The sequence below is a fragment of the Bifidobacterium sp. genome (assembly GCF_022647885.1).
Classification (GTDB): Bacteria; Actinomycetota; Actinomycetes; order Actinomycetales; family Bifidobacteriaceae; genus Bombiscardovia.
The window spans coordinates 2,019,676-2,041,782 of sequence record NZ_JALCLM010000001.1 but is presented as its reverse complement, the minus strand read 5'-3'; the positions used below and the strand labels follow the sequence as shown (position 1 = coordinate 2,041,782).

General features: G+C 49.1%; 15 protein-coding genes. 11 read left to right on the top strand and 4 right to left on the bottom strand.

Going from position 1 to position 22,107, the window contains the following annotated elements:
* Positions 1-69 precede the first annotated feature (69 nt).
* Positions 70-1,407, bottom strand: a complete 1,338-nt coding sequence (gene xseA / locus LKI20_RS08600) for an exodeoxyribonuclease VII large subunit (protein WP_291772822.1) — start codon at positions 1,405-1,407, stop codon at positions 70-72.
* 416 nt (positions 1,408-1,823) lie between these two features.
* Here xseA and LKI20_RS08595 point away from each other — a divergent pair, with 416 nt between their 5' ends.
* Together LKI20_RS08595 and LKI20_RS08590 are read left to right on the top strand one after the other, a co-directional pair.
* Positions 1,824-6,503 carry an acyl-CoA dehydratase activase-related protein gene (locus LKI20_RS08595; protein WP_291772819.1) on the top strand — a complete coding sequence of 1,560 codons (4,680 nt, stop codon included), beginning with the start codon at positions 1,824-1,826 and terminating at the stop codon, positions 6,501-6,503.
* 89 nt (positions 6,504-6,592) lie between these two features.
* A complete protein-coding gene (locus LKI20_RS08590) occupies positions 6,593-7,861 on the top strand; it encodes a glutamate-cysteine ligase family protein (RefSeq protein WP_291772817.1) in 1,269 nt (422 codons plus the stop codon).
* Between the two features lie 82 nt (positions 7,862-7,943).
* Here LKI20_RS08590 and LKI20_RS08585 read toward each other — a convergent pair whose 3' ends face one another.
* Positions 7,944-8,726, bottom strand: coding sequence for a hypothetical protein (locus LKI20_RS08585; protein WP_291772815.1), 783 nt, complete (start codon positions 8,724-8,726; stop codon positions 7,944-7,946).
* Here LKI20_RS08585 and LKI20_RS08580 point away from each other — a divergent pair.
* From LKI20_RS08580 to LKI20_RS08540, 9 genes are all read left to right on the top strand, one after another.
* Positions 8,720-8,944: a hypothetical protein gene (locus LKI20_RS08580; RefSeq protein ID WP_291772814.1), complete on the top strand. Its 225-nt coding sequence runs from the start codon at positions 8,720-8,722 to the stop codon at positions 8,942-8,944. The genes LKI20_RS08585 and LKI20_RS08580 overlap by 7 nt on opposite strands.
* Positions 8,945-9,361: 417 nt before the next feature.
* A complete protein-coding gene (gene ileS, locus LKI20_RS08575) occupies positions 9,362-12,682 on the top strand; it encodes an isoleucine--tRNA ligase (RefSeq protein WP_291773486.1) in 3,321 nt (1,106 codons plus the stop codon).
* A gap of 113 nt (positions 12,683-12,795) precedes the next feature.
* Positions 12,796-13,416, top strand: a complete 621-nt coding sequence (locus LKI20_RS08570; RefSeq protein WP_291772812.1) for a Type 1 glutamine amidotransferase-like domain-containing protein — start codon at positions 12,796-12,798, stop codon at positions 13,414-13,416.
* Between the two features lie 268 nt (positions 13,417-13,684).
* The gene (locus LKI20_RS08565; protein ID WP_291772810.1) at positions 13,685-15,328 is read left to right on the top strand and encodes an MFS transporter; all 1,644 of its coding nucleotides are present in this window, start codon (positions 13,685-13,687) and stop codon (positions 15,326-15,328) included.
* Between the two features lie 44 nt (positions 15,329-15,372).
* Positions 15,373-16,671, top strand: coding sequence for a sensor histidine kinase (locus tag LKI20_RS08560; RefSeq protein WP_291772808.1), 1,299 nt, complete (start codon positions 15,373-15,375; stop codon positions 16,669-16,671).
* Complete coding sequence (locus LKI20_RS08555) at positions 16,668-17,327, top strand: response regulator (RefSeq protein WP_291772806.1); 660 nt, start codon at positions 16,668-16,670, stop codon at positions 17,325-17,327. The genes LKI20_RS08560 and LKI20_RS08555 overlap by 4 nt, the downstream gene beginning before the upstream one ends.
* Positions 17,328-17,415: 88 nt before the next feature.
* Positions 17,416-17,775, top strand: a complete 360-nt coding sequence (locus tag LKI20_RS08550) for a hypothetical protein (RefSeq protein ID WP_291772804.1) — start codon at positions 17,416-17,418, stop codon at positions 17,773-17,775.
* A 288-nt stretch (positions 17,776-18,063) separates the two neighbouring features.
* Positions 18,064-18,885 carry a pyrroline-5-carboxylate reductase gene (gene proC / locus LKI20_RS08545; RefSeq protein WP_291772801.1) on the top strand — a complete coding sequence of 274 codons (822 nt, stop codon included), beginning with the start codon at positions 18,064-18,066 and terminating at the stop codon, positions 18,883-18,885.
* Positions 18,886-18,944: 59 nt separating this feature from the next.
* Positions 18,945-19,721 carry a VOC family protein gene (locus tag LKI20_RS08540; protein WP_291772799.1) on the top strand — a complete coding sequence of 259 codons (777 nt, stop codon included), beginning with the start codon at positions 18,945-18,947 and terminating at the stop codon, positions 19,719-19,721.
* Between the two features lie 265 nt (positions 19,722-19,986).
* Here the strand turns inward: LKI20_RS08540 and LKI20_RS08535 are convergent, their stop codons facing one another.
* Together LKI20_RS08535 and LKI20_RS08530 are read right to left on the bottom strand one after the other, a co-directional pair.
* Positions 19,987-21,195: a M20 metallopeptidase family protein gene (locus LKI20_RS08535; protein ID WP_291772797.1), complete on the bottom strand. Its 1,209-nt coding sequence runs from the start codon at positions 21,193-21,195 to the stop codon at positions 19,987-19,989.
* A 16-nt stretch (positions 21,196-21,211) separates the two neighbouring features.
* Positions 21,212-22,015, bottom strand: a complete 804-nt coding sequence (locus tag LKI20_RS08530) for a pyrroline-5-carboxylate reductase family protein (protein ID WP_291772794.1) — start codon at positions 22,013-22,015, stop codon at positions 21,212-21,214.
* Positions 22,016-22,107 lie beyond the last annotated feature (92 nt).

Below are 22,107 nucleotides of genomic sequence, written 5' to 3'. Positions count from 1 at the left end.
TTCGTGTATTCCTCTGGAATAGGTATTGCGTGTTGTGTGGGGTTTAAGCTTTCACCTGCGTATGGGTACTCAGGTGTTTGGTGTTGAAGGTGCAGTTGTCGAAGCAGTTGCGAGGACTGTCCCGTGTCTGAGTGTGATCGTCAGTTCATCACCGCTATGAACGGTCTGCGCATTATCTACAACGTGTCCGGTCACAGATTGAACAACAGCATATCCTCTGTTCAAGGTGGACTGTGGGCTCAGTGCTGTCAGTGATGCATGCAACTTTTCGATAGTCAACCCTGCATCGTCGACTATTCTTCTAAGCGCTATGTCTAGTCGTTGACCAGATTCATCTACGAAGCGCTGTGGGCGCTCAAGCATGAGAAGCGGCTGGGTCAAGCTTGGTCGATTGGCATATCCTTCGATTAATCTCGATTCGTTACTGACTATGTAAGTAACGCGGTCTCGGATTCGGCGACGTCCCTCAGCAACTATCTGCAGCTGCTCATTTACATCTGGCACTGCTCGTTTTGCTGCATCGGTTGGAGTTGATGCCCTGAGATCGGCTGCTAAATCAATGAGCGTCCAATCGTCTTCATGGCCGACTGCAGAAATCAGAGGAGTTTGGCAGGATGCCGCTGCCCTAACCACACCCTCATCTGAGAAACCGAGTAAATCTTCAAAACTTCCTCCGCCGCGGGCAACAATGATGACATCGACTGAAGAGTCTGCGTCGAGACGTTGAATTGCTGCAATAACATCAGGCGGGCACTGGGGGCCTTGAACATGGGCATGTACCACAGTGAATTCAATGGTTGGCCATCGTAAACGTGCGTTAGTGATGACATCTCCCTCAGCACGTGCTTGGGGTGCGCATACTAAACCGATACGTGCTGGGAATTCTGGCAACGCTAATTTACGCTCAATGTCGAATAGTCCTTCGCCTTTGAGCTTTTTGCGGAGCTCCTCAATTTGTTGTTTAAGATCACCTGTACCAACGCGACGAATATCGTCAGCCATGAAACTCAGTCGTGTCTGCTTTACCCACAGATCCGGATGTCCGTGAATAACTACGCGGTCTCCTTGGTGAAATTCGCGAGCCATAACGGCAAATTGACGGAAGCCCATCACTGAGATAGAGATGTCTTCGAAGTTGTCCCTAACGGTGAGGTAAGCCGAGCCGCTGCGTCTGGTATTAATCTCGACGATTTGCCCCTCAATCCATGCTCCTGGCCATTTTGAGACGGCATCGTGGAACTTCTGGCTGAGTACGCTCACAGGCCAAGGTTGTTCTGCCGTGGTATCGCGTGCCAGCCTTGGTATCTCTGTAGGTGCTGATGGAGCTTGGTCGTTGTATTGCTCGTTCGCGTGGGGTGTGCTGGTAAATCCACGTTGCGAGGATGAAGAGAAAAGCGTTTCGCTCATAAGCTCCACTTTCCGACACCACGGGGACATAATCATTTGTAAAGAAATATTTACAGATGTTTATCGGGATTGAACTTACTCCTACAAGGTTTTCTTATGCGGGTATCTGCAACAAGCCCAAAAATCCATATGCGAAATCATCAATTTGGGGTTAGCATTCACTACGGTAGAAGTACACAAATACTGTGCATAGGAGATACGGCGGAATACCACTTTCGCAGAAGGCGGTGAAGTACTCCGACACTTTGGACGTTTCGACGTTTGGACTATGTGAGCGCTCGGCATGCTTCGATGCTTGATTCACTTTGCGCAACAGTGTTTGCCACAGTCACCACTGTATGGAACAGCTCGTTGGATGCAAAAACGTGCATAGTCCAAACTTCCAAGGTGACAGGTGTCGAGAAGGGGCGGGTCGGATGACAGGCGTGAAATATACCAAAACAGCCGATACCGATAGGCGTCTTCGTCCTTTACGTGTTGGTCTCGATGTCGGTTCGACAACGGTTAAAGCTGTGGTTCTTGGCGATTCTAACCGTCTTTCAGATGCCTTGTTTAGCGACTATCGGCGTCACCATGCCAATGTACGACGCTGCGTTGCACAATTACTGGGTGACATTCTCGAGAGTCTGTCGCGTAGTGGTCAGGATTCGCAACCGATTCAAGTGACAATAACTGGCTCGGGTGGTCTAGGACTGGCCAAGCAGTTAGGCGTCGAATTCGTTCAGGAAGTCATCGCTGAAACAGAAGCCATTAACACCACAAACCCTGAGGCTGACGTGATTATCGAACTCGGTGGCGAAGATGCGAAAATCACGTATCTCAAGCCGACACCAGAACAGCGTATGAATGGATCCTGTGCTGGCGGCACTGGTGCTTTCATTGATCAGATGGCAACGCTACTCAACGTAGATGCCCAGGGGCTTAACCAGTTAGCTTCTCGTCACAAGACCATCTATCCTATTGCTTCGCGATGTGGCGTGTTTGCCAAATCTGATTTACAACCCTTAATTAATGATGGTGCTGATAAAACAGATCTTGCAGCATCAATTTTTTCAGCTGTTGCTACTCAAACAATCTCTGGCCTTGCTTGTGGCAGACCAATTCGCGGCAATGTGGTATTTCTTGGTGGACCGCTGTTCTTCATGCCGGAATTACGTAACGCCTTTGCGACCTTTCTCGAAGGTAAAGCTGAGCACTACATCGTTCCTGAAGATGCACATTTGTTTGTGGCATATGGAGCTGCATTAATGGCTCAAGATGAGATGCAGCCGAATGCTGAACAGACGGTGACAGCACATGATGATACCGGCAAAGATACGCATTTTACTTTTGAAGAATTACATTCCTTACGCGGCATAATCGCTGCACTGCATATGCTTGAGTCATTACCATCTCAGGCTAGAACATTGCGTCCCTTCTTCTTGGATGATGCTGAGCGTGAGGCTTTCAATCAACGTCATGCGCAGTCAACTATCCCCTTTGGAAAACTTGAGCAGGCGCACGGGCCGCTGTTCCTAGGCATAGATGCTGGAAGCACTACTATCAAGGCAACTGTGGTAGACGATGACAACTGTATTGTGTGGTCCACATATGCCACTCATCAAGAAAACCCTTTGCTTGCCGCAGCAGATATCGTTCGCAGTATTCAAGAGGTGCTTCCTAAGGACTGCTATATTGCTCGCTCCTGTGCTACAGGATATGGCGAAGGCCTTATCACTGCTGGATTGCATGTCGACGAGGGCGTTGTAGAAACCATGGCACATTACAGGGCTGCCGAAGAGATTAGCCCGGGTGTGACTTCTGTGATTGACATCGGTGGCCAAGATATGAAGTTCATGTCGGTGACTTCCGGCGTGATTGATTCGATATGTGTGAATGAAGCTTGCTCCTCAGGTTGTGGATCCTTCCTGCAGACCTTCGCACAGTCACTGGGTATCAGCATTCAAGAATTTACTCAGCAAGCGCTCGCATCCAAAGCACCTGTTGATCTAGGTTCACGATGCACAGTCTTTATGAATTCTTCAGTCAAGCAAGCACAAAAAGAGGGTGCTACGCCTGAAGATATTGCCGCTGGATTGTGCTATTCGGTAGTGCGCAATGCTTTATATAAGGTTATTAAGCTTCGCGATTCTCAATCCTTAGGTTCCACTGTGGTGGTACAAGGTGGGACGTTCTTGAACGATGCCGTGCTCAGAGCATTTGAACTACTTACCGGTCGAGAAGTGACACGACCTAATATCGCAGGATTGATGGGTGCTTATGGGGCGGCATTAACGGCCCGAATTCACTGTGTTGAAGAAGAATCCGCGGCAGCTCATAATCAGTTGCAACGCAGCTCAATCTTGATGGGCGCTGACCTCGATGGTCTGTCGATGGATACCACACATGATGTATGCAATCTATGCCAAAACCACTGCAAATTAACCATCACACAATTCCAGGATGGTTCACACTTCGTAACCGGCAATCGATGTGAACGCGGAGGAGATAAGAATAAACAGCGTTCAGATCGCCCGAATCTTTATGATTTCAAATATAAACGAGCATTCGCATACCGTCGTTTAACTCCTAAGAAAGCCACACGTGGTGATATTGGTATTCCTAGGGCGTTAAACATGTATGAAGATTACCCTTTCTGGTTTACTTTGCTCACTTCTTTGGGCTTCCGCGTAATGATTTCAGGACGTTCGAATCATGAAGTATTTGAACGTGGCATGGACTCAATTGCTTCAGAAAATATTTGTTACCCTGCCAAACTGGTGCATGGTCATATTGAATCCTTGCTTGATAAAGGAATTCATACGATTTTCTATCCATGCGTGACCTATGAACAAGAACTTGCTCCCGATACAGACAATCGTTACAACTGTCCGGTAGTGGCACACTATCCTGTAGTGATTGAAGCGAATTTGGCAGGATTGCAAGAGCCTGATGTCCGTTTTCTTAGGCCATACATCAATCTTTCTGACAGAAACAAACTCATCGAGCGAATTGTGGACATTTTCTCATGGACTGATGTGAGTGAGGAAGAGGCTCGTATTGCGGTAGCAGCGGCATACCGAGAAGATGCCGTTTTCAAAAACGATATTCGGCAAGAGGGTTTACGCGCATTAGCGTACATGCGTGAGCATCAAACACGAGGAATTGTATTAGCGGGCCGTCCATATCATGTGGACCCAGAAATTAATCATGGTATTCCAGAAACCATCTGTTCTCTAGGCATGGTAGTGCTTTCAGAAGATTCCATATGCGAGCTAAATCCCAAAAGTATGCCTGATTTCAGCGCTTTTGTGGATGAGGATGGTCAGCGTGCATTGGAATCAAATAAGAATGCAGATGGTTTTCGCAAGACTGTACCCGCTTACGAAGGGCATCAGCGGCTTCCTCTGCGCGTTGAGAATCAATGGGCATACCACTCTCGACTATATGAAGCTGCACGTTTTGTTGGAGGATACAAGAATCTACAACTCGTGCAAATGGTGAGTTTCGGCTGTGGTATTGACGCAATCACTACCGATCAAGTGCAAGAGATACTCGCCGACAAGAATGATGTATACACTCAGCTAAAAATTGATGAGGTATCCAACCTTGGTGCTGCAAAGATACGTTTGCGTTCTCTGAAAGCAGCTATGGAGGAGCGCGACAGATCATCGCAGGATGAACTTTCATCAGCTCATCATGTTGCTCCGCGCAGCGTTTCGCCTTCCAGGGCATCTGAGATTAGCGAAACTGCATCTACCACAACCTCACCTGAACACAGAGTTGAGACACAAGAGCCTTCCGCTTTGTCGCGTTATGCTAACGTTCGTCCATTCAGTAAAGAGATGGGCCATAAATACACTGTGCTCGCCCCTCAAATGTCGCCTGTACATTTCTCGCTATTAGAATCTGTGTTTCGTAGTGGTGGATATGACTTCCGATTGTTGCAAACAGCCTCGCAGGATGATATCAATACCGGCACTAAATTCGTCAATAATGATGCCTGTTTCCCTGCAATTATTATCGTGGGGCAGTTAGTTAATGCCTTCCTTACTGGAACATATGATCCTCATAAATGCGCTGTAATCGTGACTCAAACTGGTGGTATGTGTAGAGCTACGAATTATTTCGGGCTGCTTCGCAAAGCGATGGAAGATGCAGGATTTGGATATGTGCCGATTATTACCCTGAGCGTTAACGGTCTGAATGCAAACCCTGGGCTCAAAGCGACCCCGACTTTGCTGCATAGAGCAGTCAAGGCCTTCTATTTAGGTGATGCGCTGATGGAATGCTTGCTTCGTGTGCGACCTTACGAAATGGAGCAGGGAGCAGCCAACGAGCTGTATAGCGTGTGGAACACGATTATTCGTGAAAGCCTCGAACACCATGGCTATTCTGAAACAGCCAAGAATTTGTATGGTTTTGGGAAAATGCGTTATGCGAAGCTGATGCACAATATGATCACAGCTTTTGACAAGTTGCCGTTACAAAACATTGAGCGCAAACCTCGTGTCGGTGTGGTTGGCGAGATACTGGTGAAGTACCACCCCGATGCTAACAACCACGTAATCGATGTGATTGAAGATCAAGATTGCGAGGCGGTTCTTCCTGGTATCTGCGATTTTATGATTAACGGCATATCCAATGCTGAATGGAATGAAGAGCATCTTGGAACCGGCGGTAAGACTTGGGTGAAAAAGCTTGCTCTCAATATTGCTGAGCAATACCGTAAACCGATGCTTAAGGCTTTACGTTCAACACACGGTAAGTTTGATGTGCCGGTATCGATCCAAGAGTTGCGGCAGAAAGCTAGCACTGTTACCTCACTTGGAGTGCAAGCAGGGGAAGGATGGCTGCTCACTGGTGAAATTGTTGATTTGGTGCAGTCTGGAACGCCGAATATCATTTGTGCCCAGCCTTTTGCTTGCCTACCCAACCATGTAACAGGGCGTGGCATATTCGGAAAGATTCGACGCGAATATCCGAGCGCAAACATCGTTTCGATTGATTATGACCCGGGCGCTTCACAGGCTAATCAGCTCAACAGAATCAAACTGATGATTGCCGCTGCAAAGAAAAACGAGATAAATACGGCAAGTGATAGTTGCTGCAGCTGAGCTGATAGTGAATCTGTCATCGATTATTCGTATAGGAGATTTGTGCAGTATGCGCGTGCTGAAGTCAAAGTTTGCAATACCATCAGAGCATGAACACTAAACGTGTCAATTTTGCTCATATGCTTGCAACGACCAATCCCAAGCATGTAGAAAGCTTAGTCAAGCTTTTTGAGAGCGGTTCAAAGCCGGATGGTCCATTTGGCTTTGGTATTGAAATTGAGCATCTTCCAGTACATAATGGCTCGGATACAGCTGTGACCTATTACGAGCCGAACGGTATAGAAACGTTGCTCAAGCGCCTCGCTCCGTATTATGACCCTGAAAAGGAATACTGGGAGAATGATCATCTTGTTGGCTTGGCTCGTAAAGGTGTGGCAATCTCTCTAGAACCAGGCGGACAGTTTGAGTGTTCATTAGATGTGTTGCATGATCCTCGTGAGGTGAGTGCGGCTTATAGAGCATTTAGACGTGAGGTTGACACCATCACTGAGGAGCTTGGGTTCCGTCTAGTTGAGTATGGCTACCAACCTGTATCATCGTTCGCTGATGTGCCGTTGAATCCTAAGAGCAGATACTCCGCTATGAATGCCTACCTCGGCAGGATTGGCGAATGTGGGCCAATGATGATGCGATGCTCATCTGCAACACAGGTCAGTATCGATTTTAAGAATGAGCGCGATGCTATTGCCAAAATGCGCATAGGATCAGCGATTGGGCCGATTTTGGCGTGGTTCTTCTGGAATTCTCCCTATTGTGAAGGAGAAGTCAATCCATTCCCACTGCTCAGACAGCGAATGTGGGATTGGATGGATCCCCAGCGGACAGGCTTGACGCCAGGCCTATTTAACCCTCATTTCAGCTGGGAAGATTATGCGGTTGATGTGCTGAGCACACCTTTGATGTTTGCCGACTTGACGCATACACCTGAACTGAAAGATACGGTCGACGATCCACATGTTATCGCTTGGCACGAGAATGCCGGCGAGATATACCCTGACCGTGCACTCAATACTTATGAAGTGAACCATATTCTGTCTACACATTTTAATGATGTTCGCTTGAAGAATTTCGTCGAGCTCCGTCATTGGGACTCTTTACCAATCGAGCGTGTGGAGCGTCTGACCGAAATCATTAATGAACTTTTTTACGATGAACGACGGTTAGAGCGCTTGCAAACCTATTTTGACGGTTTAACTGAAGAAGACGTGCTTGAGGCCAAGGCTAATATCCAGGCCCAAGGTCGCAACGCGGGTCCATACGGTCAACCTCTCGGATTTTGGCAGGAATTCCTCGGTCTAGAGGGAATCATGCCCGAAATTCCTGGAGATCCCGCTCACCCCGACGTCTTTCAAGAGTAAATACGCAGCAAAAAGGGATAACTGCAATAAAACTAGGGTTTTTGCGGCAATATTTGCGCTGGTATCCCAAGTTTTATTGCAGTTATCTCCTATGCTGCCGCGGGATGCCGGATATGGTCAGTTTATTGGCCATGTAGGTCGGGTTGATGATGTCTGAGAAGTCGAATCTGATGATTTTACTGATTCCGGCGAGCAATATGCGTTGTTCACGTTTGCGCTCTTCCAAAATAACCTCACCAGTGTGAGTATCCCCGGTCATGTCGCGGTCCAGATACTTCTGTTTGCCATCGTATTCCCCAACAATGCGTCTGCCATCAGGTAATTCCCAGAGGAAGTCCGTTCGGTAATGTTTCCAGGACTCAATCGGGTCGATGATCTCGACTTGCAGTGTAGGGGCTTCAAAGCCTTGCTCGATGATGACGGCGCGGCACATAGATTCTCCGCCGTTCTCGCTGTGTGGATCTGCGGCTTGAGCAACTTTCAAAGCTTGTGCGCGGCCTCGCCCTCGCTTCGGTGTCTCGCAATACTCGATAAGGTCATTATGTAGCACGGCACCTCGAGCCAACGCCGAATCAACAATGGGCAGCGCAGAGACGAAGTCATATTCTCGACCGCAATCGAATACCGTACGTAATGGGCTGGTCAGACGGATCCCATGGTGGATGTTGACATGTAATTGTGATGCGGGAATATGATGACGGCGTAGTTGAGGGGCGTGGCATCCGTTGACTGACCCTGTTGTGGCTACATGAACTAATCCACGGTGCAAACGATGGGCATGCTCAAAGGCATATATACAAGAAGCAGAGAGCGAACAAAATACCCATTCAGGGTGTCTTAGGCTGAGAGAGCGGATCATTGTCACGCATTGCTGATGGGGATCAAGTCCATCCCACCAAGCTTGTTGAGCATAAAAATTGGGGTAGGGTTCACAAAGGCGACCATCGCTCGCTCGCAAACGTAATGAGTCTTGCTCTGACCACCCTCGCCTTCGAGACACAGACCCTGTTGGTGCGCCAGGTGCAGTCGAATCTCAATGGCATGTTTGTTGCTTATACACAGAGCTTAAGAATCGTTGGCTAACTTGTAGCCTCAGATGTGAAAGGTGGTCGAATGAGATAACTGCAATATAAGTGGGGATAAATATGGAAAAAACCTCGGAAAATCCCCATTATTATTGCAGTTATCCTCTGCGCGGAGTCCAGTGTTATGATTGGCTTCGTTGTGGCGATGATCCGTTATCAGCGGGGAGTCTTTTGGAAGAACGGAATCGGCAGCCAGCACTTGCTGTCTGAATCTTAGTAGAACCGACGGGTGGGCCCGACATAGCCTGTCTCAAGCGGCTGCGAGAGCATGTCATGTGCATCTCACGTAGCAAGCGGGGTGGTACCGCGGTGAATTGCACCACAAGGTGCGGAGCATCGTCCTCGTCAACTGACTGAAGTTACAGAAGTGACGAACGAGGAGATTGCAGTGAGTGATACCACAGCTTCCCAGAGCGTGAATCAGAGCAATGTGTATCCGAAGGCATCAACGGATGCGAAAGCTCAAGCGGTTACGCCGAATCCAGACTTTCCGCAAATGGAAGTGGATACTCTCAAATACTGGGATAAAGACGATACCTTCCAGAAGTCTATCGATGAGCATGATTCCGGTGAACACTACAACAACGAATTTGTGTTCTTTGACGGCCCACCATTCGCCAACGGACTTCCACACTATGGTCATTTGCTGACCGGTTACGCCAAGGATGTGATTCCTCGCTATCAAACGATGAAGGGTCACAAGGTCAACCGAGTCTTCGGCTGGGATACACACGGCTTGCCTGCAGAGCTTGAAGCTCAGCGGGAGCTCGGCATCGAAAGCGTCGATGAAATCGAAGAGATGGGCATAGCGAAATTCAATGATGCCTGCCGCACTTCGGTGTTGAAATACACCGAAGAGTGGAAGGATTATGTCCATCGTCAGGCTCGGTGGGTTGATTTTGAGCATGGTTACAAAACGCTGAATGTGCCGTACATGGAGTCTGTCATCTGGGCGTTCAAACAGCTCTACGACAAGGGTCTGGCCTATCAGGGATACCGCGTGCTGCCTTACTGCTGGAAGGATCAGACGCCTCTGAGCAACCATGAGCTGCGCATGGACGCCGACGTGTATCAGGATCGTCAGGACACCACGGTTTCCGTGGCCGTGCGCCTTAAGGACGAGGACGATGCCTATGCGGTCTTCTGGACCACTACGCCTTGGACTGTGCCAACCAACTTCGCCATCGTTGTCGGTGCCGACATCGAATACAGCGAAGTCGAGGCTGTGAATGGGCCGAATGCAGGCAAGAAATTCTATATCGCCTCACCGCGCGTCGAGGATTTCGCGAAGGAACTAGGGGAGGACTATACGGTCGTACGCACCCTGAAGGGTGCGGATATGGAAGGCTGGCGCTATTGGCCGGTATTCCCGTACTTCTCTGACGAGAAGTCGCTGGCCGAAGGTGGCATGCCAGGTGCGAATGCCTACCAGATTTTCACTGCGGACTACGTTGATACAGTAGAGGGAACTGGACTGGTTCATCAAGCTCCTTACGGCGAGGACGATATGAACACGCTGAATGCTAGGGGCATTCGTAGTGTTGATGTGCTCGACGACGGTGCAGTATTTACCTCACAATGCCCAGATTATGAAGGCATGCAGGCTTTTGATGCGAATATGCCAATCATCCGCAATCTGCGTGCGGGCGACGGCCCTCTGGCTGATATTCCTGCGGACCGCAAAGCTATCCTCTTCCAAGAGAAGAGCTATGTGCACAGCTATCCGCACTGCTGGCGCTGCGGTTCACCGCTGATCTACAAGCCTGTTTCGAGCTGGTTCGTCAGTGTGACGAAGTTCAAGGACAGGTTGCTAGCCCACAATCAGGAGATCAACTGGATTCCCGAGAATGTGAAGGACGGGCAGTTCGGCAAGTGGCTGGCGAATGCCCGCGACTGGTCGATCAGCCGTAACCGTTTCTGGGGTTCGCCGATTCCAGTCTGGGTGTCCGACGACCCGAAGTATCCACGTGTGGATGTGTATGGTTCATTGGATGAGTTGAAGGCCGACTTCGGTAGCTATCCGGTTGACGACAAGGGAGAGGTGAATCTACACCGTCCATGGATTGACAACCTCACACGCCCGAATCCCGATGATCCCACCGGGAAGTCGCAAATGCACCGCATCAGCGATGTGCTTGACTGCTGGTTCGATTCTGGTTCTATGCCATTCGCGCAGTTCCATTATCCCTTTGAAAACAAGGAATACTTCGAGCAGCACTTCCCCTGCGATTACATCGTGGAATACATCGGTCAGACGCGTGGTTGGTTCTATCTGCTGCATGTGATGGCGACCGCGTTGTTTGATAAGCCTGCGTTCAAGAACGTCATCTGCCACGGCATCGTGCTCGGGTCCGACGGACAGAAGATGAGTAAGCATCTGCGTAATTATCCGGATGTGAATGGCGTATTCGACAAATATGGCTCCGACGCGATGCGCTGGTTCCTGATGAGTTCGCCGATTCTGCGTGGCGGCAATCTGATCGTCACGGCGGAAGGCATCCGTAACACGGTTCGTCAGGTCATGCTGCCGGTGTGGAGTTCATACTACTTCTTCACTTTGTATGCGAATGCCGCCAACAATGGCAAGGGTTACGAGGCGCGTTGCCTGAAGCCGGAAGAGATTGACGCATTACCTGAGATGGACCGTTATCTGCTGGCAAGAACCCGTCGCTTGGTGGATAAGGCCCAGCAGTCGCTTGACAACTTTGCGATTGCCGATGCGTGCGAAGCTGCTAGCGACTTCATCGATGTGCTGACCAACTGGTACATCCGCAATACCCGTGACCGTTTCTGGAAGGAAGACGAGCAAGCATTCAACACCCTCTACACGGTGTTGGAGGTCTTCATGCGTACCGTCGCCTCGCTTGCACCTATGGAAGCCGAGGAGATCTGGCGCGGTCTGACCGGCGGCGAATCGGTGCATCTTGCAGATTGGCCATACACTACGGATACCAAGACTGGTGCTGACACCGAGTTGGGACAGGTACTGCGTGACGATCCGGCTTTGGTGTCGGCGATGGAACAGGTGCGCGAGATTGTTTCCGGAACGCTGTCGCTGCGCAAGGCCGAACAAATTCGTGTGCGCCAGCCACTCAGCAAGCTCACGGTGATCGTCGAAGACGTTGAGGCGATCGAGCCGTATACGGCGTTGTTGGAGTCCGAACTTAACGTGAAGGATGTGGCATTCTCCACAATCGAGAATGCTTCCGAACAGGGCTTGGATATCGTGCACGAGCTGAAGGTCAACGCTCGCGCTGCAGGGCCTCGTCTTGGCAAGCAGGTGCAGTTCGCTATTAAGGCTTCCAAGACTGGCACATGGCATGTTGATGATGCTGGTACGGTGCTGGTTGAGACTCCGTCGGGTGAGATCGCCCTTGAGTCTTCAGAGTATGAGCTCAATAACAGCGTCAAGGAACGCGATGCAGAGTTGGCCGCCAATTCTGTTTCGGCATCGTTGGCTTCTGGTGGTTTCGTGATTCTCGACACTGAGTTGAACGATGATCTGTTGGCTGAAGGTTACGCTCGCGACGCCATCCGCGTGGTGCAGGACGCTCGTAAGGATGCAGGGCTGGATATCGCTGACCGCATTACCTTGAAGCTTAACGTGCCCGCAGCTGATGTGAGCAAGATCGAGCAGTTCAAGGAACTTATCGCGGGGGAGACCCTGGCAACTGAAGTTGCAGTCGAGAGTGATGATGTCGCGCAGGAGCTAAGCGTGGTGGTGGCGAAGGCTTAGCTTATCGGCTGAAGAGTTTGCGAAATAGGAAAGCGCCCTTGTAAGAGGGCGCTTTCCCCACTGTACAGTTGAGTAGAATATCGATAGACACGCAAGATCAGGGGGTGCTTGAGATGAGTACATTATTTTTGTCGTCTTCGTTCGAGGACGTCGCACAGTTTTTTCCTGATGTTGTCGGTGAGGACGTCGAGGGCAAGACCGCGTGCCTGATCCCTACCGCAAGCAATAAAGACAAGATTAATTTTTTTGTGAATTCAGATCGTAATGCTTTGAATGATATGGGTATCAAGGTTTCTGATCTTGATATTGCTGAGGCTTCTACACAAGAGATCAGCGGCAAGCTCGATGAAGCTGATTTCATTTTCGTATCGGGTGGCAACACCTTTTATCTGCTCGAAGAGATGCGTCGTTCGGGAGCAGGCCGCCTGATTAGTGAACAGATTCAGGCGGGTAAACCGTATATCGGTGCATCTGCTGGATCAGTGATTCTTTCTCATGACATCACCTATATTTCTCCGATGGATTCAAGCGATATCGCACCCAGTCTCAATGGTGATTTCGCTGCACTAGGAGTCACAGATTTCTCCGTTCTGCCGCATGTTGGGAATATTCCCTTCAGAAAAGCCGCTAATACCATCTTGAAAACTTACGGTGATCAATTCGATTTGCGTCCGATAAGTAATAACCAGGTTATTACTGTAGTTGACGGTCAAACCCAAACCCTCACCGCGTAACCCCGCCCCTAAAAAGGTCATCTGAGAAGAGATAACTGCAATAATTGTTGGGATTGTTAGCGATTTCTTTGTCAATTATCCCCACTTTAAGCGCAGTTATCGCAGTCATCGGTGCTATATCTTGCTGACCTTGTCATCCGAATGGGGGACAGTAGCCTGTCCTTGTGGATGACATGTCGAAAGGTTGATTTGCCATACCTTCTTACATGGTGAATGAGGTAACAGCCTCATCTGTGTAAGGAAGGTTTCCAAGGTGTCAATCAATAATATGACCCAACCTGGCGGTGCTGGGTATACAAACAGGTCAGAAGGCGTTCTGGTTCAGGGGAAGAAGCGCAATATGACGCTTATTCTGCTTGGTCTTATTGTCGCCGTCTCCATGAGCTCCATCGACCAGACCATCGTCTCTCTCTCATACAGTGCTATCCAATCAGGTCTAGGTCTCGATTCCGCCGGAGTTGCGTGGATAGTAAATTCCTATTTGCTTGCAGCGGCTGCGTTTTTCCCGCTGGCGGGCAGACTGTCGGATATCATTGGTTACAAGCGCATGATGCTGCTGGGTATCGTGGCATTCGGTGCAGGCAGCCTGCTTTGTGGTCTGGGACCGCAAAACAGTATCGCCTTGACGTGGATGATTGCGTCAAGAGTGATTCAGGGAATCGGTCTAGCCTGTATGTTCCCATCCGCTGTCGGGATCATCTTCACATATTCTCCGGTCGACAAACGTGCGAAATCCATGGCGCAGTTCTTTGCGATTACGGGGGCAATGACCGCGGTGGGTCCAATAGCTGGTTCTTATCTGATTGCGTTCTCATGGCGCTACGTATTCTTCATCAATATCCCACTGGCAGTGGCCGCGTTGTTACTTACCGCGTGGCTGACTCCCCGCGATGAGGTACTGGTGAGCAGTCGCACCAGCGGTCATTTGGATTGGCCTGGTGCTGTTCTTGCCGCTCTTGCGATGATTGCCTTGATTGTGCCGTTGCAACAGGGAGCATCGGTCGGTTGGACTGATTTGCGAATTATCGGCAGTTTGATTATTTCTGTCGGTCTGATTATCGCCTTCGTCGCGGTGGAGATGCAAAGTACGAATCCGGTCATGAATGTCAAGGTCTTCAGAAATTTTCGTTTCTCGCTTTCCGCACTCGCGTCCCTGATTGCCTCTGTGGTGTTCATCCCCATAATGTTCTTCCTCAGTGTCTATGGGCAGTTGAGCCTGAATCTCAGTGTGGGTAATGCCAGCCTGCTGATTTTGTACTTCTTCATTGGCTTTATGATCGCAGCACAGCTTGGTGCTAAGCGTTTTGGCAGACATGGGATACGCAGCGTTTTTATCGTCAGTGGAATTCTCACGATAATAGGTTTCTCAGGAATTGCCAGTGCTGTTACTGCAACGAAGTCAGGTGTGCCTGTGCAAACAGGCAACCTCAATGTGATGATTGGCTTGGCAGGTGCAGGTGTTGGATATATGTTCAGTCCGGCAGCAACGGATATGGTTAACAGGGCTATTGATGCATCCTATGGTGAGGTCACCGCGTTGTCGCAATTGCTGAAAAATTTTGGCGGTGCACTGGGCATGGCTGTACTATCTGCCATCTCTTCCTCAGCATTCACTGACAAGCTCTATTCGGGACTCCACACTTATGGCATCAGCTGGAACGACGCTCAGAACATTGCCAACTCAATCGGTTCTGGTAGCGGATCGCACTCATCATCGCAGCTTTCAAGCTTGCCGGAGCAGATCCAAACAGAGATCATGAATATCGTTAGAGCTTCCTACGCGAGCTCTGCTAGCCGCGTATTCACCGTTATGGCCTGCGCAGGAGTGCTGTTCATCATCATTGCGATGCTGTATCCTCGCGAAGAAATCGTGGTGTTCGACGACACTACCAACACAGCAGCTTCAGAGTAATAGTCTGAGTATTGAGTAAGAGTGAGTACAGGAGGAAATAGGTTATGGGAGAGACAAGCATTGAGCAAATGCGTATTTCCACCAGTAATGTGCATAGCAGGTGGAATATGTATTTTGCTATTGCTACACCTTTGCTCATCGCGTCTATCGTGTTGCTTTCCAAACTTGGTTGGTATCAGCGTTTCGCTCTAGTGATATTGCTCGGTTTGCCTACTCTAGTCTTCCTCCTGTTTGTCGATCCTTATTCAAGTGAGCATGCTGCAACTGCGAGCAAAAGTGGATACCGAGGATGGTGTTTCGCTGCGCTGTCGGTCGTCTGTCTGGTTGCAGCGGCGGCGATTAATCCGTCGGTAGTGTTCATGCAGTTCATCGTGGTGCCGCAACTGTTCATCGCTTTCACATATTGGCCGTCACTTGGAGTGGTCACCTTAATGAACTGTGGTTTCATCGGTGTGGCATGGATGCAGTCAGCTGTGCTCTATAGCGGCGATATCACGGACGCAGTTGTAGAATCCGTAGCTTCTGTGTTTTTCAGTGGGATGATTGGGATCGCAAATGATCACCTCGTCGAGGTCAATACACACAACATACAGCTCATTGAGCGTCTCCAGAGTCAGCAAGAGGTTATCGGGCATTTGAGTCATGAAGAAGGTATCGCAGCAGAGCGACAGCGTATGGCTGGAGAAATGCATGACACAATCGCTCAATCGTTGACTTCGATGCTGGCATTGTCTCGTGCTGCCTTAGATGAGATGGAGGATGATCAGGATCATGAGTTGGCAGCGAAACATTTACGCATGATTAGCACCATCGCCAAAGAGAGTCTTGACGATACTCGTGCATTAATCGCCAATAGCACACCTGTGGCCTTGCAAAAAAGTGGTTTGCGCGATGCTTTGAATCGAACGTTGGCTAATACTCAACTCAGTGGCGGCATTGCCTATACACTGCATGTGGATGAGCATCTGCCGGTGTTGCCGCTTGCGTTACAAGTAGCGGTGCTCCGCGTTGTGCAAGAAGCGGCGACTAACATTCAAAAACATTCGCGTGCCCATCATGTCAATGTTGAGCTCAAACGAGTGCCGGGTGATCAAGGTGGACAAGAGCGGCTGTGTTTGTGTATTGAGGATGATGGTATTGGTTTCGATGCCTCAACGATATCTGAAGAACAAGCGAGCACTACCGGACATGGATATGGTTTCATTGATATGCGCAGAAGAGTCGAAGGATTGTCAGGTAGATTTAGCTACAGTTCTTCAATAGGCGAAGGCACTCATCTTCTGGCAGTGTTTCCTCTACAGCCAGAATCGTCGGTAATGGTGAATGGAGTTGCTGCAGCATGATTCGTATTGTCATTGTGGATGATCATCCTATGGTTCGTGAGGGTATTCGCAGTATGCTCGAGCGACATGCTGATATGGATATTGTGGCAGAGGCATCAGGAGGGCAGCAGGCCTTGGACTGCGTGAAACAGAACGCACCAGATTTACTGTTGCTTGATTTGAGAATGCCTGATATGAACGGGCCCGAAGTGACGCGTAAGGCTTTGCGTATACAGCCAAATCTCAAGATTGTAATCCTCACAACTTATGACACTGACGGTGATATCCTCACCGCTATTGAAGCTGGCGCGCATGGTTACTTGTTAAAGGATGTTGAGCCACAATATTTGGCGGAATCAATACGCAATACTGTTGCAGGACGGACGGTGATGGCTCCTCGTGCTGCTCAGGCTATGGCAGATCACCTTCATCCTCAAAGCAAACCGCAACTTTCTGAACAGGAGCATCTTGTGCTTGAGTTGGCTGCCGCTGGTAACACCAACAGACAGATAGCTTCGCATTTGTATCTGAGTGAGGCAACAGTGAAAACTTATTTTAGTCGGATCTTTTCAAAACTGGGTGTCAATGACCGTACATCTGCGGTGGCTATGATGCTTGCGGACAACCCTTCTGATTTGGCCGATATACAGGAACGTCACGCAAAGCATGCTCAATAAAAGTCTGCAACACGCCACATCCCTAGGATTTCACCGAGAGTGTGTTGGTCACTAGTGGGCTACGATGGTGCAAAAGGGGGATGAACTTATGGTAAACGAACATGATTACAACGAGAATGATGAACAGTCCAACGAAGGACGTCCAGATGAGGGTACCGATTTCCAAGATTCCCGAGATTCCTACGGTTGGGATGATCAGCCAACGGATCGAAAGTGCTCACACGGCAAGCTGCTGCTGATTATCGCGGTACTTGCTGCTGTTGCTGGGTATTTCTTCTTCAAGTACCGCTGTGCTTCTGGCCAGTGTTCATCTGATTTATGTGGAACGTTGGATCGCAAACAGCAGCAAGCACAGAAGGCACTTGCTAAAACGGTGAAAACAGCTGGATCTGCGGTTGACGATACCACTGATAAAATCCGTGAATCAGTGCAGCAGTTGCTTGCCTAAATATAGATAACTAGATATATACAACTAAGCGCACCATAAATGCAGCTGTATGCAGACGATTGTTCCGCGTACCTGCTCTTATGGTGCGCTTATCTATTATCAGAAGAATTCGGGACTATCAATGTAAACGATAACGTTCAATAGTGGATTCCTAGAACGACACAGTGGTGTCGCTTCGCCGACATTAATAAGCTTAACTGTAAGCAGCATTTCGATGGTAACGTTCATTATCGCAATGGCGAATGAATTTTCGATGTGTCAGTGCTTTTCATCGGTAGGAGACCAACATTGGCTGATTCACTCTCAATACGATTTGGCGTCATCGGCTTTGGCAACATGGGGAAGGCCATAGTCTCTGGAGCTATGGATGCTCAAATAATCGGCGTGCATAACGTAGCTATATACGATATTGCTGCTGCAGCTCGTGAAAGTGCTGTTGCTCAGGGTCTCTCTGTGCTGTCTTCAGATGCCGAGGTATGTGAGCACAGTGACATTATATTGCTAGCAGTAAAACCCCAACAGCTTAACGAAGCATTGGAGCAATGTGGCACGGCTCTAGAAGACAAAGCGGTTATGTCTATTGTTGCTGGTGTTGATTCTCAGCATATTCGTCAGTTGACGCAAGGGAATATACGACTACTCCGCTTGCTGCCAAACACACCTGCTTTGGTTCAAGAGGGAGCCTTTGTGCTGAGCTCCGATAACGATTTCACCCCAACAGAGTATCGGTGGGCTGAATCTTTGTATGACTCTTTGGGACTTGTTGAACATCTTCCCGAAGCTCAACTTGATGCAGTATGTGGATTATCCGGAGGAGCTCCTGCGTATGCGGCGATGTTTATAGAAGCTCTCGCAGATGGTGGTGTACAGCAGGGACTCCCGAGAGATGTGTCGCTACGCCTTGCTGCACAGAGCTGCCTTGGTACAGCTAAGTTGTTGTTGAACACTCAGATGCACCCGGCATCCTTAAAAGATATGGTCTCATCGCCTGCTGGAACAACGATTGAGGCCTGTGCAGTATTAGAACAAGGAGCGTTTCGAGGTACGGTGATTTCAGCTGTAAACGCTGCGAGTGAACGTTCTGCTGAAATTGGCGGCGGCCATACATAGCTGGTCAAAGTTGATAAAACAATAAGTGCAATATCGAGGCAATGATGAAAGGAAACCATATGAGTGAGAATCTTGCTTGGGACCATACCATGATCAACGTGCTTGATGTTGATCGTCAGATCCGTAACTTTGCTGAACTAGGAATCGACTTCGTGCGCGGTGGTAGTCATCAAGTTTGGGGAACAGAAAATGCTCTCGGCTATTTCGGATTGAACTACATTGAGCTAATTTCTGTATTTGATAAACATACTGCTTGGTCATTTCCTCGTAAAAATGCTTCTGCAGTTTATGATGCAACTCATGATTATCAAGAAGGTATTGAACGCATCAACACCATCGCCATTCGAACGAATGATATTGAGGGCACACATCTGCGCCTCAAGAAAGCGGGTATTCCAGTCGGCGATGTCGTTGACGGTAAACGTATTGATGAGCAAGGTCATGAAATTCGTTGGTCTATTTTCTTTGTGAACGATACTATCAACGGGCTCCCGTATCCCTTCTTCTTGCAGTGGCCAGGTACCGATCAACAGCGTGAAGAGCAACTGGTGAAGCAAGGTCTTATCGTTGAGCATCCTGGTGGGAATCTTCGTGTGAGGCGAGTGATTATTGAAGTGCCAGATGTCTTAGCAGCCGCTGAGGTATGGTCGTTGATTACTGATCAAGAGGTGGAACACACTGCGGAAGATAGCGCGGTAATACATCTTTGTGACAGAGAGTTGGTATTCCGAACGGGACCTGCCAATCACATCACTGCTTTGGAATTCACAGGATCCAGTGATGAGCTGCAGGGCAAGTCTATAACTATCGGGCAGTCATCGCTGAAGTTCCTGTAAACGCTGTCGTCGCGTGAGCATTGGTGTTGATAAATACTGGTGTTGGTAAATACTGAAGCCTGATGAACGGGAAAACAGCTGTAACGGTGAAGGTGACAGCAGAGGTGATTGTGGTTTGGGGACTGCTACTAGCTAAGCGAATCTTTCAACCACAATCACCATAGTTCACGGCAGATGGCAGCATCTCGGTGTCGAGAAATGCACGGTCAGCGCCTGTCTATAAGCGTCAGTGCACGTCAAGCGCAGCCGTTTACTGCCTATGTGCCTAATCTAATAAGTCATATACAGCGTGGGTGTAATAGTCGATTGCGTAGGGGAGCGCGGCATCTTTGGCTTCGAAGTCTGGGGTATGCCAGCCAGCTGCCTCGGCACTGCCGTTGGACCCAATGAAACTGAATACGCCAGGAATGCCTGAGTGCTGGAAATCCGCAAAATCATCAGAACCGAGACTAGGTACCGGTTCAATCACGTGCAGTGCATATTGCTCAGCGCTTCGCGCAAGTGTCGCTGCAATGTTAGGATCGTTTTCTATGGGCACAGCGCGTACACTCCAATCGAGGTGTGAAGTGACTCCTTGTGCTTCGCTGACACCATGCACGATTCTTGTAAGTCTTTCTTGAATTAACTCGGCCGTGTGGCGATTGAACGCACGAGCAGTGCCGTGAAACTCCAGATCTGATGGAATGATATTCCATGCTTGTCCGGCGCGAACCTGAGTAATGCTGACTACCGCTGGATCCAGTGGCGGCATATTTCGACTGATAATTGTTTGAATCTCAGATGACATGGCTGTGAAAGCAGCAATCGGATCGGCCGAGTCCTCAGGACGGCTGCCATGCGCTCCTCGTCCATGAATGCTGACATCAAAACGATAATTACCGCCCATAATTGGCTTTGCGCTAATTCCAAGGGTTCCTACAGGAAGTCCAGGATGATTATGATACCCAACAATCACATCGACCCCATTGAGCCAGCCAGCAGATAACACTTTCTGTGCACCGAGTTCAGCCTCTTCAGCAGGTTGAAACAGTAAACGGACAGTTCCACGAAAATGATTACGATGCAGTTGCAATTCTCTGGCAGCGCCCAACAACGATGCCATATGCAGATCATGACCGCAGGCATGCATCATTCCAGGGTTGAGTGAGGCGAAGGCATGGTTCGAGTCCTCAACTACAGGCAAACCGTCGATGTCGGCTCGAAGAGCGAGGGTTGGGCCATCGCCTTTCGTGCCATGAATATCAGCTGTTAGCCCAGTTGTCAGAGTAGCGTTATGAGAACTTTCATCATTGCTGTGCTCTTTGACGTCGTTAACCACTATTGCGTATGAGGCCAACTGATCCTTAATGAAGTGTGTGGTATCAAATTCTCGGAGTGCCATTTCTGGATGCCGATGAAGCCAATGCCTGGCCTTCACAGCGGCTTCTAGTGTCTCCGTTTCGATATCTGTTGGCGCTGAGCTAACAGTGCTCATAGGTCACCTCCGATGACTAGTGGGCTTCACGTCCCAATGCAGTAGTGCGATTGACGGCAGCGAGAACGGCGCTTTGTACTGCTGCAGCAAAGCCTGCTTTGTTAAGCGTATACGCTTGGGTTATTCCCACGCCTCCAGGTGAATTATTGATATTAAGCAGTACCTGGGGAAGGACGTCCTTTTGTTTAAGGAATTCAGTGCCACCGATAACTGTGTCTAGTGCGATTGCTTTTGCGATGTCTCTCGGCAAACCGGCTAGAACACCAGCATCCACATAAGCGTCAATAAAGTGATAGACGAGATTCGGTGGATAGAAGCCGGTAATAACGTCGATAAGACGCTCTTCAACATATAGAGGTTTGCCAAAGTTGCGAAGAAAAGCATCAACATCTTCTGTTGTGGCACGTTCATTGAGTGCGACACCACTATAACCATAATCTGTGGTGGTCAGGGTATTGGGAATAATACGTGCAATGCCGAAATCGTGCCCAAGATGTTCTTCGAGTTGAGCAATGGTGTATCCCGCAACAATGGAAACTATCGTAGTGCGCGCGGGGTCAAAACGCTGTGCTACAGAGTTAAGGACGGTAGTGAGATCATCTTGTGGCCGGATGCCAATAATGACAATATCCGCATCTGGTGTGCTCGATGGATCAGCAGCTGTCACAGCAAAGCGTTGTTGCAAATCCTCGATTCGTTGCTGAGAGATTTCTTGTACATGGAGTGCGTCAACCGCATAATTTGCGGAGTTCTTGCGGATGGCTTCAATAATGGCCGTAACCATGTTGCCTCCGCCAATGAAATATAGTGTTGCCGCCATAGTGTTCTCCTTCGTTATATTCTACGAGAGTGTGTTATCGCGTGTAGGTTATTGTGAGTAGCCTATCTCTCACCTCTGTGCTATTTACCTCT